General features: G+C 45.1%; 18 protein-coding genes. 16 read left to right on the plus strand and 2 right to left on the minus strand.

What is annotated here, in order from left to right:
- Nucleotides 1–137: 137 nt before the first annotated feature.
- A complete protein-coding gene (locus MHI01_RS28610) occupies nt 138–845 on the minus strand; it encodes a helix-turn-helix domain-containing protein (RefSeq protein ID WP_017687366.1) in 708 nt (235 codons plus the stop codon).
- 250 nt (nt 846–1,095) lie between these two features.
- Here MHI01_RS28610 and MHI01_RS28615 point away from each other — a divergent pair, with 250 nt between their 5' ends.
- The 5 genes from MHI01_RS28615 (at nt 1,096) to MHI01_RS28635 (ending at nt 4,927) form a co-directional block, all read left to right on the plus strand.
- Nucleotides 1,096–2,316, plus strand: a complete 1,221-nt coding sequence (locus MHI01_RS28615; protein ID WP_340984660.1) for a MalY/PatB family protein — start codon at nt 1,096–1,098, stop codon at nt 2,314–2,316.
- A gap of 241 nt (nt 2,317–2,557) precedes the next feature.
- Nucleotides 2,558–3,226, plus strand: coding sequence for a uracil-DNA glycosylase (gene ung / locus MHI01_RS28620; RefSeq protein WP_249912172.1), 669 nt, complete (start codon nt 2,558–2,560; stop codon nt 3,224–3,226).
- Nucleotides 3,227–3,245: 19 nt separating this feature from the next.
- Nucleotides 3,246–3,665: a hypothetical protein gene (locus MHI01_RS28625; RefSeq protein WP_017687369.1), complete on the plus strand. Its 420-nt coding sequence runs from the start codon at nt 3,246–3,248 to the stop codon at nt 3,663–3,665.
- A gap of 428 nt (nt 3,666–4,093) precedes the next feature.
- The gene (locus MHI01_RS28630) at nt 4,094–4,678 is read left to right on the plus strand and encodes an LOG family protein (RefSeq protein ID WP_017687370.1); all 585 of its coding nucleotides are present in this window, start codon (nt 4,094–4,096) and stop codon (nt 4,676–4,678) included.
- A 120-nt stretch (nt 4,679–4,798) separates the two neighbouring features.
- Entirely contained in the window at nt 4,799–4,927 is a 129-nt protein-coding gene (locus tag MHI01_RS28635; protein WP_255319930.1) for a hypothetical protein, read from the plus strand.
- A gap of 218 nt (nt 4,928–5,145) precedes the next feature.
- On the opposite strand, the gene MHI01_RS28640 is transcribed toward MHI01_RS28635, so the two are convergent.
- Nucleotides 5,146–5,412 (minus strand): hypothetical protein, encoded by a 267-nt coding sequence (locus MHI01_RS28640; protein WP_036674861.1) that lies wholly within the window; start codon nt 5,410–5,412, stop codon nt 5,146–5,148.
- Between the two features lie 231 nt (nt 5,413–5,643).
- Here MHI01_RS28640 and MHI01_RS28645 point away from each other — a divergent pair, with 231 nt between their 5' ends.
- From MHI01_RS28645 to MHI01_RS28695, 11 genes are all read left to right on the plus strand, one after another.
- A complete protein-coding gene (locus tag MHI01_RS28645) occupies nt 5,644–6,381 on the plus strand; it encodes a glycerophosphodiester phosphodiesterase (protein WP_127550803.1) in 738 nt (245 codons plus the stop codon).
- Nucleotides 6,382–6,653: 272 nt separating this feature from the next.
- The gene (locus MHI01_RS28650) at nt 6,654–7,709 is read left to right on the plus strand and encodes a FecCD family ABC transporter permease (RefSeq protein WP_036614761.1); all 1,056 of its coding nucleotides are present in this window, start codon (nt 6,654–6,656) and stop codon (nt 7,707–7,709) included.
- A gap of 2 nt (nt 7,710–7,711) precedes the next feature.
- Nucleotides 7,712–8,743: a FecCD family ABC transporter permease gene (locus MHI01_RS28655; protein WP_036674863.1), complete on the plus strand. Its 1,032-nt coding sequence runs from the start codon at nt 7,712–7,714 to the stop codon at nt 8,741–8,743.
- A gap of 44 nt (nt 8,744–8,787) precedes the next feature.
- Complete coding sequence (locus MHI01_RS28660) at nt 8,788–10,503, plus strand: ABC transporter ATP-binding protein (RefSeq protein ID WP_076250814.1); 1,716 nt, start codon at nt 8,788–8,790, stop codon at nt 10,501–10,503.
- A 236-nt stretch (nt 10,504–10,739) separates the two neighbouring features.
- Nucleotides 10,740–11,069, plus strand: a complete 330-nt coding sequence (locus MHI01_RS28665) for a hypothetical protein (protein ID WP_127550806.1) — start codon at nt 10,740–10,742, stop codon at nt 11,067–11,069.
- A 125-nt stretch (nt 11,070–11,194) separates the two neighbouring features.
- Nucleotides 11,195–11,764: a DUF3221 domain-containing protein gene (locus tag MHI01_RS28670; protein WP_340984662.1), complete on the plus strand. Its 570-nt coding sequence runs from the start codon at nt 11,195–11,197 to the stop codon at nt 11,762–11,764.
- Nucleotides 11,765–11,812: 48 nt separating this feature from the next.
- Entirely contained in the window at nt 11,813–12,223 is a 411-nt protein-coding gene (locus MHI01_RS28675) for a DUF5071 domain-containing protein (RefSeq protein WP_127550811.1), read from the plus strand.
- Between the two features lie 42 nt (nt 12,224–12,265).
- Nucleotides 12,266–12,535 (plus strand): hypothetical protein, encoded by a 270-nt coding sequence (locus tag MHI01_RS28680; protein WP_127550813.1) that lies wholly within the window; start codon nt 12,266–12,268, stop codon nt 12,533–12,535.
- A gap of 91 nt (nt 12,536–12,626) precedes the next feature.
- On the plus strand, nt 12,627–13,712 hold the full coding sequence (locus tag MHI01_RS28685) for a DUF3626 domain-containing protein (RefSeq protein WP_127550815.1): 1,086 nt from the start codon (nt 12,627–12,629) through the stop codon (nt 13,710–13,712).
- 186 nt (nt 13,713–13,898) lie between these two features.
- A complete protein-coding gene (locus MHI01_RS28690; protein ID WP_017687382.1) occupies nt 13,899–14,078 on the plus strand; it encodes a ribbon-helix-helix domain-containing protein in 180 nt (59 codons plus the stop codon).
- A 141-nt stretch (nt 14,079–14,219) separates the two neighbouring features.
- Nucleotides 14,220–14,513 (plus strand): DUF6809 family protein, encoded by a 294-nt coding sequence (locus MHI01_RS28695; protein WP_047843715.1) that lies wholly within the window; start codon nt 14,220–14,222, stop codon nt 14,511–14,513.
- The last annotated feature ends 78 nt before the right edge of the window (nt 14,514–14,591 follow it).

Genomic DNA, 14,591 nt, shown 5'->3' on the forward strand with positions numbered 1-14,591 from the left:
TATCTCCGATCGAATAGGCAGCAAAGCGAAAGGCACTTTTATGAGCTGGTTTCAACAGCTTATAGAAGTGCCTTTTCTAGTGGGGAGGGACTGTCTCCATCCCATATGATATGAGAATGTGTGACGCTCTGCGTTGTTCAGGTGACGGCGAGCATATTGTATATTTTCAGGGTCCGCAGATCTTCCTTTGAGATTTTCAATTCATTATATAACTCCTGATTCTCGGGTAGCGGGGTTCTGGAGAATAACATTTTGAGCGCAATAGGCATGAAAGGTCTGAAGGAGACACCAGCCATGAGTCCCCACTTTTTCTCCGATTCCTGAAAAGACGCCAGAATATTAATGTATAGATTCTCCAGCGGCGTGGCCTGATTTTTCAAAATTAGCGTGGTGAGTGTATCATAATGCTCGGTGTGGCCCCAATACATATTCTCGCACTCCTGGTAGTTCTCAAAATCCTTCACATTCATATACATCACGGTGCGATAACGGTTGGCATCCGATTGAGCCATCATGTCAATGACACAACGAATGAGACTGTTGTTACGCCCGTCATAGAAGTAAGAATAGAAACGTGTGGAGTTCTTGAAAAAGCTGGACGGGACCGCATTCATCAGGGGAGATGCATGCCTTGGTTCTTGGTACAAGAGTTGCTCCACCTGAATGTTGAGCGCGTTAGCAATATGATGTAACGTGACCAGATCAAGTGTAATATCTCCGCTCTCATATTTGGACAGCGTACCCTTGCTCTTGAAGATCTGATCTGCAAGCTGTTGAATGGTCAGTCCCCGCCACTTCCGAAAGTTTCGTATTTTCTTGCCAACTTCCTGATTGATATTGTTCATAAACGGTTCTCCTTATGCAATGTTTCTTGAGAGTACGTGAAAATGATGAAAGTCATTCATAAAAATGATGTTATATGAGAAATATATCACTTTTTCATTGAAATACCTATTTTGGAGAAACAATTAACTTCATTTGTTTCGTCAGGATAGATTGTATTACATTTGATGCAATTCCTGCGTCATGAAATAATAGGTGTAATACGACATGAAACGACAATGAAAAAGTAAAGCAGATAGAGGAGCAGAAGCTATGAAATATAACTTTGATGAGATTATCGACCGCACAGGAACAAATGCGATGAATACGGATGGTTTCCGTCAATATATTTTTAACGCCACAGAGGACATGACTTTTCCATTCAAAGATGAAGAATTCATTCGCATGTGGATTGCAGATATGGAATTTGCCACACCTCCCGAGATTCTGGATGCAGTTAAGGAACGTCTGGACCGTAGAATCATGGGTTACTCTCAGGTATTTGATCCGGCATACTATGAAGCTGTCTCGAACTGGATGAAAAGATACTATGACTGGTCCTTCCCAAAGGAGCATTTGGAGACCTCAAACGGGATCATCCCCGCTTTATATGAACTGGTGGAATATATCTGTCAATCGGATGAGAAAGTACTGATCGTAACCCCGTCTTATGGTTTCTTCAAGTCAGCTGCGGAGCATAACAATCTTGAACTGGTGTGTTCGGATATGATCAACGATCAGGGGCGTTACTCGATTGATTTTGAGGATTTTGAAGCCAAGGCCAAGGATGAGAAGGTAAGGGTATGTATTTTCTGTAACCCGCATAATCCATCTGGACGTGTCTGGACAACCGAAGAGTTACAACGTGTGGGTGAGATCTGCCTGCGGAACAATGTATGGATTATTTCGGATGAAATTCACTGTGATCTGCTGCGGACTGGCAAAAGACATACGCCACTTGCAAAGCTGTTCCCGGATACGGATCGAATCATTACATGCATGTCCCCGAGCAAAACATTTAACATGGCTGGTCTGATGTTCTCTAATGTCATCATTCCGAATAAGGCACTTCGAGACATCTGGCAGGCACGCCATTATGGTTTCAAAAACCCACTGAGCATCGCTGCCACTCGAGCGGCTTACGAAACGGGTGATGAATGGCTGAAACAATTAAAAGGTTATCTCGACGCCAATTTTGCCTGCGTAGAACAGTATGTGAAGCAGCATCTACCACTAGCTGTTTTTCACATTCCGGAAGCAACATATCTGGCCTGGATTGATATTTCGGCATATGCTCCCCAAAATGTAAGTTTACCTTTATTCTTCGCTGAGCAAGCGGGTGTATTGCTCGAAGATGGTCATATGTTTGTAGCCAATGGTGAGGGTTGTATTCGGTTGAATCTGGCTTGTCCCCTTTCTGTCCTTCAGGAAGGGTTACGAAGAATCAGCAGTGTGCTTGTGAAAGAAGTCGAAGAGGTGCCCGTTCAAGTATAAAGTCATCAAGTCACCACGCAATAGCGAGGTGACTTTTTTGGATGAGTATACGGAATGTAGCGAGAATACGATTTATTTTGAGGTGAACGTATACCCTGATGTGCAATTCTGGTCTGCTGTCCCCGGTTATGTTAAAATGGTGGATAGTCTATGAGTTGCATGACATGCGGCTCTCAGAAGGAAGAGCCCAGTAGTTGGGCTGAACGAAACTGCATTCATCAGGGGAAAGGAGCCTATACATATGTTTGGAAACGATTGGGACAAGGTGCTTCAGGAAGAGACGGAAGCCGAATATTTTAACAAGATTCGTTACACTCTCGCCGCCGAGTACAAAACGCAGACGGTCTTTCCGCCCAAAGAAGACCTGTTCTCTGCACTGAAGCTGACGCCATATCATCAGGTTAAGGCCGTTATTATTGGTCAGGACCCTTATCACGGAGCGGGACAAGCTCATGGATTAAGTTTTTCGGTTAGACCGGGGGTACGTGTACCGCCTTCTCTGAAAAATATATATAAGGAACTTCATGCCGATCTGGACCTACCAATTCCGAATCATGGATCTCTCGTTCATTGGGCACAGCAGGGAGTCCTGCTATTAAATGCTGTTCTGACGGTTCGTGAAGGTCAGCCGAACTCCCATCAGGCATTGGGCTGGCAGACGTTTACGGATGCTGTCATTCGTGCGTTGAATGAACGTTCAGAGCCGATGGTATATATGCTGTGGGGGAGCCATGCCCAGAAGAAAGGTGCATTTATTAACAGGGACAAGCACCTGGTACTGGAGTCTACACATCCCAGTCCGCTGGCTGCGCATCGTGGATTCCTCGGCAGTCGTCCCTTTTCCAAAGCCAATGATTTCTTGACCTCCAAAGGTATTAAACCGATCGATTGGAAGATACCTGAAAACTAGACAGATGGAGGTGAGAACATTGCGACATTGGATAGGACGAAAAGTAGCGGTATATCGTGCAACAGGCATACGGGAGCCATTAAAGGGAACGCTGGTCGAGTGGGATGAAGAAGCGGAATGTGTACGAATCGGACCGAAACGGATTAAGGTATCGTTTGACAATATCGCAATGATCAGACCTCTTCCCGAAGAGAGTCTTCCCTTAAAGAAAGCACGTTCTGAAGTGCACAAGGTTGGATATGTGATGAAAAAGGCGATTCAGTTCGAAAATGCGATCTATTTCAAGTCACAGGTGATGATCTGGCGCCGTGCCAAAATAGTAGCGTTATCTACGACGATTCTGCGTCATGACGAGGATCAGGTTGAACTTGCAGATGGTCGGGTTCTTCGTAAAGACAAGCATATGTTTGTCGTACGTTCACGCCGTGGCATACGTTAGATATACGAAGATTTAATATTCATTTCATGCAAAGATCATACGGATTTAATATTTGGTCTGTATATTAGGTAATAACAACCCCTTCTAAATTGATGTGTATTGAAATGGGAGCCCGACCGGCTGCAAACGGTCGGGTTTTTTTTGTCCATTGGTTCTGTTAACCTGTTGTACGTTGTACATACCCATAACATTCATGTTATATATTATTAAAATAGAAAATTGAACTAAACATTTACACGAGAACGTAGAGGGCAGAAATAACCTGAAGAAGCGGAGCGTTCGCCTTTATCAACAGATTTTCACCTTTGTAAAATTGAATTAAAAAATCTGGGGATAACAGCGATCGGAAGGTTGTTCTGTCATCGAAGTGGCAAGTGTAAATATTCTTTAGTTCAATCTAAATAGATCATGAGAAGGAGTGAAACCCAATGAAACGTATAGCTGTTTTTGCAGGCTCCAATCCGGGAAATCACCCCGATTATACAGAGAAGGCTGTTCAACTGGGCAAACAGATTGCTGATAGTGGTTATGCACTGGTCTATGGTGGTTCTTGCATGGGCTTGATGGGTGCAGTAGCCGATGCTGCTCTTGAGCAAGGGGGAGAGGTAATCGGGGTTATGCCTACTGGATTGTTCCGGGGCGAGGTTGTTCATGGAGGGCTCACACAACTGATTGAAGTGGGAACCATGCATGAACGGAAGGCTACGATGGCTGAATTATCCGATGGATTCATTGCACTTCCCGGAGGTATGGGTACATTTGAAGAACTATTCGAGGTGCTGTGCTGGGCACAGATCGGTATTCATCGTAAGCCTGTCGGTTTATTGAATGTCAACGGGTATTATGGACCGCTGATGAAGATGGTAGAACACAGCGTACAGGAAGGATTTTCCAATACCTCCCATCTCAGTCTATGGAGTCTGGAAGCTGATCCGGCTGAACTGATCAAACAAATGTCATCCTATATTCCTGCAGAGCTGACTCAGAAGTGGTCACAACTCAACGGGAAATGAGTGCATAAGAAGACGGGCCTGAACCTACTCGTTCCTCGGGAGAATTTTCGATCTGCCCAAGCAAGTTGCGCTATCGGACATAGTCTATAGTGTACTTCGATGAAGAGGGGAGTGTCACTCATGAGCGAACTCAAAGGTACAGGTTACGGATATTGCGGAGGCTTCGGTGGTGGAGCATGGACATCAACAGGTGCAATTCTGGTATTGTTCATTCTGTTGGTTATTATCTCTCGCACATTCATTCTGTAATTCGGTCAGTATCCCGGGACGGGGATTAAGCTGCAGAGGCAGCGCCCGAATAAAAAATGACCTTTCCAAAGAGACGCCGGTATATGCCGGCGTTTCAGGGGAACGGTTTTTTGACGTTTCCAGCATACGTTGAGTAATTGAAAAAGTAAAAACCTGCCCCTGAATAAGGTCAGAAGCAGGAGAGAGCCTCCTGAGCCATTAGCTGCACAACAAGCAGCTTACACCACAACAGCAGTTTGATCCGGATTACTTAACGATTTCCAGGCGATATATAGCCCGATGGCGGCTGCAATTAAGGAGAGTATTGCTGCAACAATAGCCAGCTGATCCAGTGTGTTGGGTGAACTGGAGTTAAGAGAACGCTGATTAGCCGTCTTACCGGATTTGTTTTTGATATGGACAGATGTTCTGGAAAGCCTGGAAGCCGACTGTAACTGGGATGTGTGAGGACGCGTAGGTATCGATTTTTTCTTTGAGGGATTCAATAGTCAACCTCCTTATAACGGAGTTCAGTGCTTCCATCGTTCATACTATGTTATGTCGATTTTCAGATTGAGTTCGCAAAAATGAGTGAATCCCCAGCCCGTTAGATGTTGAACCCGTTCGCTAGTATCAGCGAAGCAGGTAACCCATTATACGCTCTGTTAATACAGGTCTAACAAACGGTGTTTATAGTAAGGATCATAGAGTGAAGCTTGAACACAGGAGGCGCTGGAATGAGGAACTTGGAGATTATTGCCCACCGCGGTGCATCTGCCGTATGCCCGGAGAATACGATGAGCGCTTTTGAACGGAGTCTGGAGCTTGGAGCGACAGGCATTGAAACCGACGTGCAGATGACGAGTGATGGCAGACTGGTACTGATTCATGATGAGACGTTAAACCGAACTGGCGGCGCAGAAGACTGGGTTAAGGATACGACTTACGATCAATTGCGCACACGGGATGCGGGGTCCTGGTTCCATGCTGATTTTACCGGGGAACGTATTCCTTCTCTGGAGGAGTTATTCAAGCTGGTACAGGGGAAAGGAACACTGCTTAATCTGGAATTGAAAAATGGTATTGTGAGTTATAAGGGGATGGAAGAGAAGGTTATACAGGCAATCCGGGACTGGAATTTGGAGCAACAGGTCGTGCTGTCCAGCTTCAATCATGCTTCGCTTGTGAGATGTAAACGTCTTGCCCCGGAGATTCGTACAGCACTTCTATATATGGAAAAGTTATATCGACCCTATGATTATGCCGCCAAACTCGAAGCTACCGGCCTTCATCCCTACAAGCTGGCAGTCACACAGGAAGATGTTGCTGCTGCACTTGCACATGGCGTTGTTACCTATCCATTTACGGTGAATGATCCTGCTGAGATGCAGGCCATGATTGACATGGGTGTGCAAGGGATCATTACCGATGTTCCGGATGTCCTGGCATCCTTACTTACGGTACATGCCCGTTAAATGAGTCTGTATTTTACATGTTCTACATATGCAATGATAAGGCTGTGTACGAGCTTTTTGGCTCTTGCGCAGCCTTTTTGCGTGTGAAATTGTGTGCAAATATTCATATATGCAATAAACATGTCCTATTTGTCCATTGCCAGAGCCGGTGGATTCACTTACAATGGTCTATGGGAATGAGAATCAATATCATTAAAGTTCGGTATTCATAGAGAGGTGATTGTTATGTACATAGGTTTGAGCAGCTCCACTCATAACGAGGGTGGGCGCGTATGAGTTCACAAGCTTCACCAGAAAAACATAATCCGGATTCACCCACAGCGAAGATACACACTCGTCCGTGGGCGGCCACACTTATTCTTACAGGGGGAGTTTTGCTACTCGCTCTGGGTATGGCGTTGTCCATTTCTTTTGGCGCTGCTGATATTAAGCTTAGTGTAGTCTGGAAGGCCATCTTTGACTTCAATCCTGAGCTGACTCCACATCAGATCATATGGGAGATTCGGTTGCCACGTATCCTTGGAGGAGCAATGGTAGGTGCATGTTTCGCTGTAGCTGGTGCGATCATGCAGGGCATGACTCGTAACCCGCTGGCCGATTCAGGTCTGCTTGGGTTAAATGCAGGAGCTGGATTTGCGCTTGCAGTTTGTTTTGCCTTCTTCCCTGGCTTGCCATTTATGTATATCATCATGTATTCCTTCCTTGGTGCGGGGCTTGGTGTCCTGTTGGTGTATGGTTTTGGTGCAGCTTCTAAATCAGGCCTTACACCACTACGCCTTGTGCTTGCAGGTGCGGCTGTATCTGCGATGTTGTCGGCACTCAGTGAAGGGATTGCATTATATTTCAGAATTGGACAAGATTTGGCTTTCTGGACAGCTGGTGGTGTAGCCGGAACGAAGTGGTCTCAACTTGAGGTCATGTTCCCCTGGGTACTCGCGGCACTGATCGCAGGTCTTCTCATCTCCCGTTCCATTACTCTGCTTAGTCTCGGAGAAGATATTGCGGTGGGCTTGGGGCAACGTACTGGGCTGATCAAGCTCATAGGCCTGATTGTTGTACTGATTCTCGCGGGTACAGCTGTGTCCGTGGTGGGTGCGGTCGGTTTTGTTGGACTCATTATTCCCCATCTCACGCGGAAGCTGGTTGGGGTAGATTATCGCTGGATTATTCCATGTTCCGCTGTGATGGGCAGTCTGTTGCTTGTATTTGCGGATCTGGCTGCACGTATGATTAACCCGCCGTACGAGACGCCAATTGGCGCTTTGGTTGCCCTCATCGGGGTACCATTCTTCCTGTATCTGGCGCGTAAAGAAAGGAGGACTCTGTAACGATGGAATCCTCAACAATTGTTGGAGCAGAGCGCAAGAAGAGAACCAAGAGTACGATTGTCCTCATTGTGCTTGCCCTATTAATTATTACGGCTTTTGTGGTGAGCATGAACACAGGTTTTACCAAGCTTTCGCCGCTTGAGGTGTTGCGAACCCTGTTTGGTGGAGGCACGGCGAAACAGGAATTGATCCTGTTTGAATTCCGTCTGCCACGTATTGTGATTTCGGTGCTGGTCGGGGCCGGACTTGCGTTATCTGGTTGTATTTTGCAGGGAGTATCTCGGAATGCATTGGCAGATCCGGGGATCCTGGGGATTAATGCAGGTGCTGGTCTGGTCGTCATGTTATTTGTTTCCTTTTTCCCGACAACGACAGCAGCGCCGGTATTTCTTTTGCCAATTCTGGCCCTGATCGGTTCCGGTTTTGCTGCATTTCTGATCTATGTTCTCTCTTACAAAAAAGGAGAGGGCATTATGCCTACTCGTATGTTACTTACGGGGATCGGGGTAGCGGCGGGAATCAGTTCTGCCATGATCGTACTTACGTTACGGCTTAGTCCGGAAAAGTATCAATTTGTAGCTACCTGGATGGCAGGCAGCATCTGGGGTTCGAACTGGAAATTTGTAACGGCATTGCTACCGTTTCTTATTATTCTTGTCCCGCTTGTTCTGTATAAGGCACGTGTATTGAACGTACTGAATCTGGGGGACCAGACTGCAAGCGGACTCGGGACTCCGGTTGAGCGTGAGCGACTGATTTTGCTTGCGGCTGCTGTAGGACTTGCCGGCTCATGTGTATCTGTGAGTGGGGGGATCGGTTTTGTAGGTCTGATCGGACCGCATTTGGCACGTCGTCTGGTGGGTCCAAAACATCAATTCCTGTTACCCGCATCTGCGCTGATTGGTTCATTGCTTGTGCTGGTTGCAGATACGCTGGGTCGTGTCATCCTGCAGCCTTCGGAGATTCCTGCGGGGATCCTGGTTGCCATTATTGGTGCGCCATACTTCCTGTACCTCTTAAGCAAGACGAAATAGAACGTAATCATCATTGTGTGATTGCATAAGGAGGACTTCAGTCCATGCTTCGCCGTTTCTTTGCCTATTATAGGCCTTACAAAAAGCTCTTTATTCTTGACTTCAGTTGTGCGATTTTAGTCGCCCTGCTGGAGCTGGCATTTCCACTGGCGGTCAACCGGGTAGTTGATGATCTGCTGCCAGGCGGCCGCTGGGACTGGATTCTATGGGCGTGTCTGGCATTGCTCGGCATCTACTTATTGAATTCATTTCTCAACTTCGTGGTTACTTATTGGGGACACAAGCTCGGTATTAACATTGAGACGGATATGCGTAAAAGTCTGTTCAATCATGTGCAGAAGTTATCGTTCCGTTTCTTCGATAATACAAAAACAGGACACCTCGTGTCCCGCATGACTAACGACTTGATGGATATCGGTGAGATTGCCCATCATGGTCCAGAGGATGTATTTATCGCGGTCATGACGCTAATTGGTGCATTCAGCATCATGATGAGTATTAACGGGAATCTGGCGGTGTTAACCTTTATCATCGTACCGCTGATTATTTATCTGTCGCTCTACTTTGGTAGCAAAATGTCCAAGGCATTCAGCCGAATGTTTGGTGATATTGCGGACTTCAACGCTCGCGTAGAGAACAATATTACAGGTATCCGTGTTGTTCAGGCTTTTGCTAATGAAGAGCATGAAAAAGCACAATTCGCTGTGAACAACGGTCGTTTCCGTCAGACCAAACTAATCGCATACAAAATCATGGCCTGGAACTCCTCTGTCAGTTATATGCTGATGAAGTTGGTATCCCTCTTTGTCCTGGTATGCGGAACGTGGTTTGTCATTCAAGGCAGTATGACCTATGGTCAGTTCATTGCATTTATTATGCTGTCCAATGTGTTCCTGACACCGATCCAGAAGATCAACTCGGTTATTGAGACGTATCCAAAAGGGATTGCAGGCTTCAAACGTTATACGGAGCTACTCGATATGGAACCGGATGTGGAAGATCGTCCAGGAGCCGTTACGGTATCCCATTTGCGTGGAGATATCCGTTATGAGCAAGTGACCTTTGGTTATTCCGATCAGGAACCTGTTCTCAAAGGTATTGATCTAAACGTACGTGCAGGTGAAACTGTAGCGCTTGTCGGTCCATCGGGGGCAGGTAAAACAACGCTATGCAGTCTGCTGCCGCGGTTCTATGATGTGCTGGAAGGTCGCATCACAATCGATGGGCAGGAGATACAGGATATGACACTAGACTCGTTGCGTAGTCATATCGGGATTGTACAACAGGACGTGTTCCTCTTCGATGGAAGCATTCGGGAGAACATTGCCTACGGTAAGCTGGATGCATCCGAAGAAGAAATCTGGATGGCCGCTAGACGTGCCCAGATGGAACCTTTGATTCAATCCATGCCGGAAGGATTGGATACGTTAATTGGTGAACGCGGTGTGAAGCTGTCCGGTGGACAGAAACAGCGTTTGTCTATTGCCCGTATGTTCCTGAAAAACCCACCAATTCTGATCCTGGACGAAGCCACATCCGCGCTGGATACAGAAACGGAAGCGGCGATTCAGCAATCCCTTGCTGAACTGTCCGAGGGCCGGACCACACTGGTTATTGCTCACCGATTGGCTACGATCAAAAATGCAGACCGCATTATTGTCGTTGCTGAACAAGGCATTACGGAGCAGGGACGTCATGAAGAATTACTCGCAGCAGGTGGGGTGTACAGCCGCCTTCACTATGCGCAGTTTGGCGCGTAACCTATCCTATCCTATGTGGATGTAACAATGTAAATACGAGAAGTAACGCCATCGTTCTTGACTTGGAAGGAGTCAGGACGTTGGCGTTTTTTTCTTTTTCATGATCAATTGTGGGTCAGGGGTACTGTGCTCATATCTGCCTGTGATCATGGATATGGAAACGGGTAATATAGTAAAGAGAACACTTAACGTGTAAGATATGTTCATCATCTTGCAAGATATAGGAGGTACACGATATGCAGTTGAATGATATGCTGAAAATTCTTATAACCTGTCTATTATTTATTCTGATTTGGTGGCTACTGACTCAAGGGATTCGCAAACTTTCCAGTACTCGTGCGGGGTCCGGTTTACAACGCTGGGGTGGATGGTCCATTGGACTTTTCGTTGTTGGCGCCGTGCCACTCGGTTTTTCGCTATACACAGAGATCTTTGATAAGCGCCTGGATGCCAACATCGGGTTGGGGCTTGCCATGTTTTTTGTATGGGCTTATTGTGTGATCTTGTTGTGTGCGGCGTTGGTGGTATGGGGAAGGTACGTGTATAAAAGGGATATGAAGAAGTGAATATTTGGGTTGATCGTGTTGAGCCCGTCAGGAAGTTAAGGGTGAGCTAACCGCTGTATTTGTAACAATAAACTGATATGGAACGTTAAATTTAGAAAGAGGTGTTATTAAAGGGGGATTTACAGATGTCCAATCTTCATCGAGTCCTCATATTGCTCTCAATCCTAATCGTATGCCTTACGGGATGTTCAGGATCAAACGAATGCAACTCTGTGCAGACTCAAGCGAATGCACCAAGTGAAGATGGATTCACTGGTTATGTGGTTGAACGCAAAGACAATTCCATTCTTGTGGTTGATCCTGCATATGAGGATTTCAGTGCGAACGGAGGAGGAAGTCGGTATTATCCGGCAAAATGGTTCTCCAATGCGCCTGATCCGCAGATCGGCTCTTATGTTGAAGTCTGGACGGATGGAGGCCCGGAAAATCAACCCTATCCTGGGGAGGCCAGAGCAGAAAAGATAGCGGTATCTTGTCCAAATACTCCATACGGTGCTCATCTAAGTGAGGCGGACGCTATTCGAGGTGGACTATATTCACCAGATGGAGAAAAAGTACGTGTTCCTGTGATTGAAGATGTACAATTCTATCAGGATGCAGGAACGTGGGCGATTCGCATAAGAGACGCGATGTCAACAACGCAGAATCAAGATGAAATTGAGATCAGAGTAGAGGATATAGAGCCAGTAGAGTAACAGAGGGAGTTTATGATTTTGCACATTGAGATGAGGAAGGAAGTTTAAATGGATTTTAGGGAGTGCCTTCCCCGCGATAAGTTTGATTATGAAGCGGTGCGTAAGTTAAGTGAGTTCAGTGATGTCGAATTAAAAGTTATCATCCCAGAGCTTATGGAGTGGTTGCAAGACGGGAATTGGCCTATCTCTAAGCCGGTAGAGGATATACTATTGAGACTAGGCGAGGACTTAGTTCCTCATATTAAGGATGTATTGCAAACCCAAGATTCTACTTGGGAATATTTTATTTTGGTTGGATTAATTGATCGATTGCCTGTATCTCATCTAAGTATGTTACGGTCGGATTTGGTAAGAATACTGGAGTCTCCTACACATGATGAGATACTAGAGGAGTTGGATGAGGTTATCTTGGAGCTTTTGGAAAAGATGAAGGTTGGATACATAGAGACTTGGAATTAGCATTCTAAGAAAGACTGAAATATTGAAGATGGAGTGATAAAAATGCTAAAATACCAACTTCTTTTCCCTACCTTTTTGAGTTCGGAAATATATTGTTTGTACATTGTTCAACTATTAATTGAATTATTTGATATTTCAGAGAAGGAAGCTTTTCTCAGGATTAATTCTTTTTGGGAAGGCAATGATTTTTTATCAGAAGAAGACCTGATTTTTCATGAGTCCCCTGAGTTTTGGGCAAAAACAATTTATTATGAGGAATCCAATTGGTGGAATTTCCCTGAGAATGAACTAATCCCTAGAAAAATAGATTGAAGATCCAAAACTATAATTAGGCTACAATCTATATGGTAAACAAGGAAAACGCCATTATGATTCTATAAAAAGGGAAAGGACTCCTCTGCCCATGAAACTATCAAGGTCTCAGCAATTAGCTCAAGAGCATGTAACCAATTATGCAAGAAGCCGCAAAAATGAGGCGGAGCAAACCATTAGAGAAATCCTTCGTATGTCCAACATCGAGCTGAAGACATTTGAAAAAGCTATCAATAAACTAAAATCTCATGCAAGTATTGCGCTACACTTTCACCCAGATCGATTAGATCCGACCATGAAAAGCGTGGCTGAAGCACTACTTGAGCAGGGAGTTTATAAAAGTCAGTTTGAGACTTTCTTATCGAATGGAAGTGTATCCGCATTTTCAGGTGGTGAACGTGACGTTTGGGAAAATAAAATGTTTGGCGGAGCGTACCAAATAAATGGCTCAACCAATAGTGAACGGCCCAAGTATGGGGCACTCAATGTTATGTTACATCCCGATGGACCTGCTCCGCGTTTTGGATCATGTTACTTCCTTTTATCCACTGAGGTCTCTCAACGTTGCACGTATACATATTTGGATTCTCACCAAGACCCCGAGGAAAAGGGAACGTATGAGGAATTTGACCTCATTTTGGCTGCTCTTATGAGGGATGTATTCAATAGTGGTTTTGCCATTGGTGAAAGAAATCTAACGGTTCAAAAGTTAATCGATCATATGCTCGTCAATCTTGAGAAACCATTCCAAAATCCATCTAACCAAGAGCCAAACCGAAATCTGGACCATTATATCGAAGCTCAGGTTCATGGTGATATTTCCCTTGAAAAAGATGTAGAGTTGCTTGTTGCCGACCCATCATTTAAAGGCACACATACAGGAAGAATCTTAGAGCAGATATGTTTAAAGTATTCCATTGATCTCCATTGGCACATGGGCTTTACACTATTGGTTGATGACGTTCCAATGGATTTTCGAGGTACTTCGATGCCTTCACTAGCCAAAAGAATTGCAAAAAGTGATTTGATTGATGCAGATATCATTGGTTCCGCAGCTATGGACTTGAAACGAAACCCAAGCCATTGGAGCGATAGAGGAACCTACAGAGAAGTTCTACAAGAGTTAAAATTACTCTGGCATGTCTTAGTGAGATATGGAAAGCCAATGGAAGAGTGAATAGTACTCTAACGACCTTGGGCGCCTAGCCGTTCAAGGTTGTTTTTTTATCATTCAAACGGATTATAGACTATACATTTATCTATGAATCTGCTGTCACAAAAACGAACGTATGTTTTACAAATACATTGACTTTTTGTCCTGACAATAATATATTGTTGTCAGGACAAAAAAAGAGGTGAAGCAATGTCCGCCAAAAAGATGGGGCGGCCTAAATCTGACAAACCCAAAAGCAGAACGATTGAGATACGTGTTGACGAGGAAATTATGAACAAGCTCGATATTTCGGCTGAGAAGCTGAATACGAATCGATCAGACATCGTTCGCAAAGGGATTGAGAAGATTTACGACGAACTCCAAAAATAAAAAAGGAAGCAGCTTGAGTCCGACGAAGAACACCGCTGCTTCCTATCCCGCAATCACTTAAATGAGCGACTGCATAAATATCCTACCATGTGCAGAACGTTCATTCAAGTGAGGTGCGAATTGATATACAGGAGGATGCACATGAATTCGATATTAGAAGCATTATATAATGGACGACTTCGACCGGATGAGATGATGATGCCGACACATCCTGAATACCAAGCGTTAGGGCGGCAGATTGCAGCTCTGACAGAGCAATGGAAGAATCGTTTGAGTGAGAATGAATTTCTTGAGCTTGAACAGTTATTTGACTTGTGTGGCAGATGTGAGGGCATGCATACGGAAGCAGCGTTTGCACAAGGTTTTCGTCTGGGTGCCAACATGCTAATTGAAGTCATGAGTCAGCGTGAGGAATCGGTGTTGGAGTTTAACTAAGTTTAACGATGTCAGCAGAGATCCGGTTTACTTTTACAGCTAAGTTCTCAGGAAATGACGTGCATACAACATACTTAT

It is taken from the genome of Paenibacillus sp. FSL M7-0656, assembly GCF_038003225.1.
In the GTDB taxonomy this organism is placed as follows: domain Bacteria; phylum Bacillota; class Bacilli; order Paenibacillales; family Paenibacillaceae; genus Paenibacillus; species Paenibacillus amylolyticus.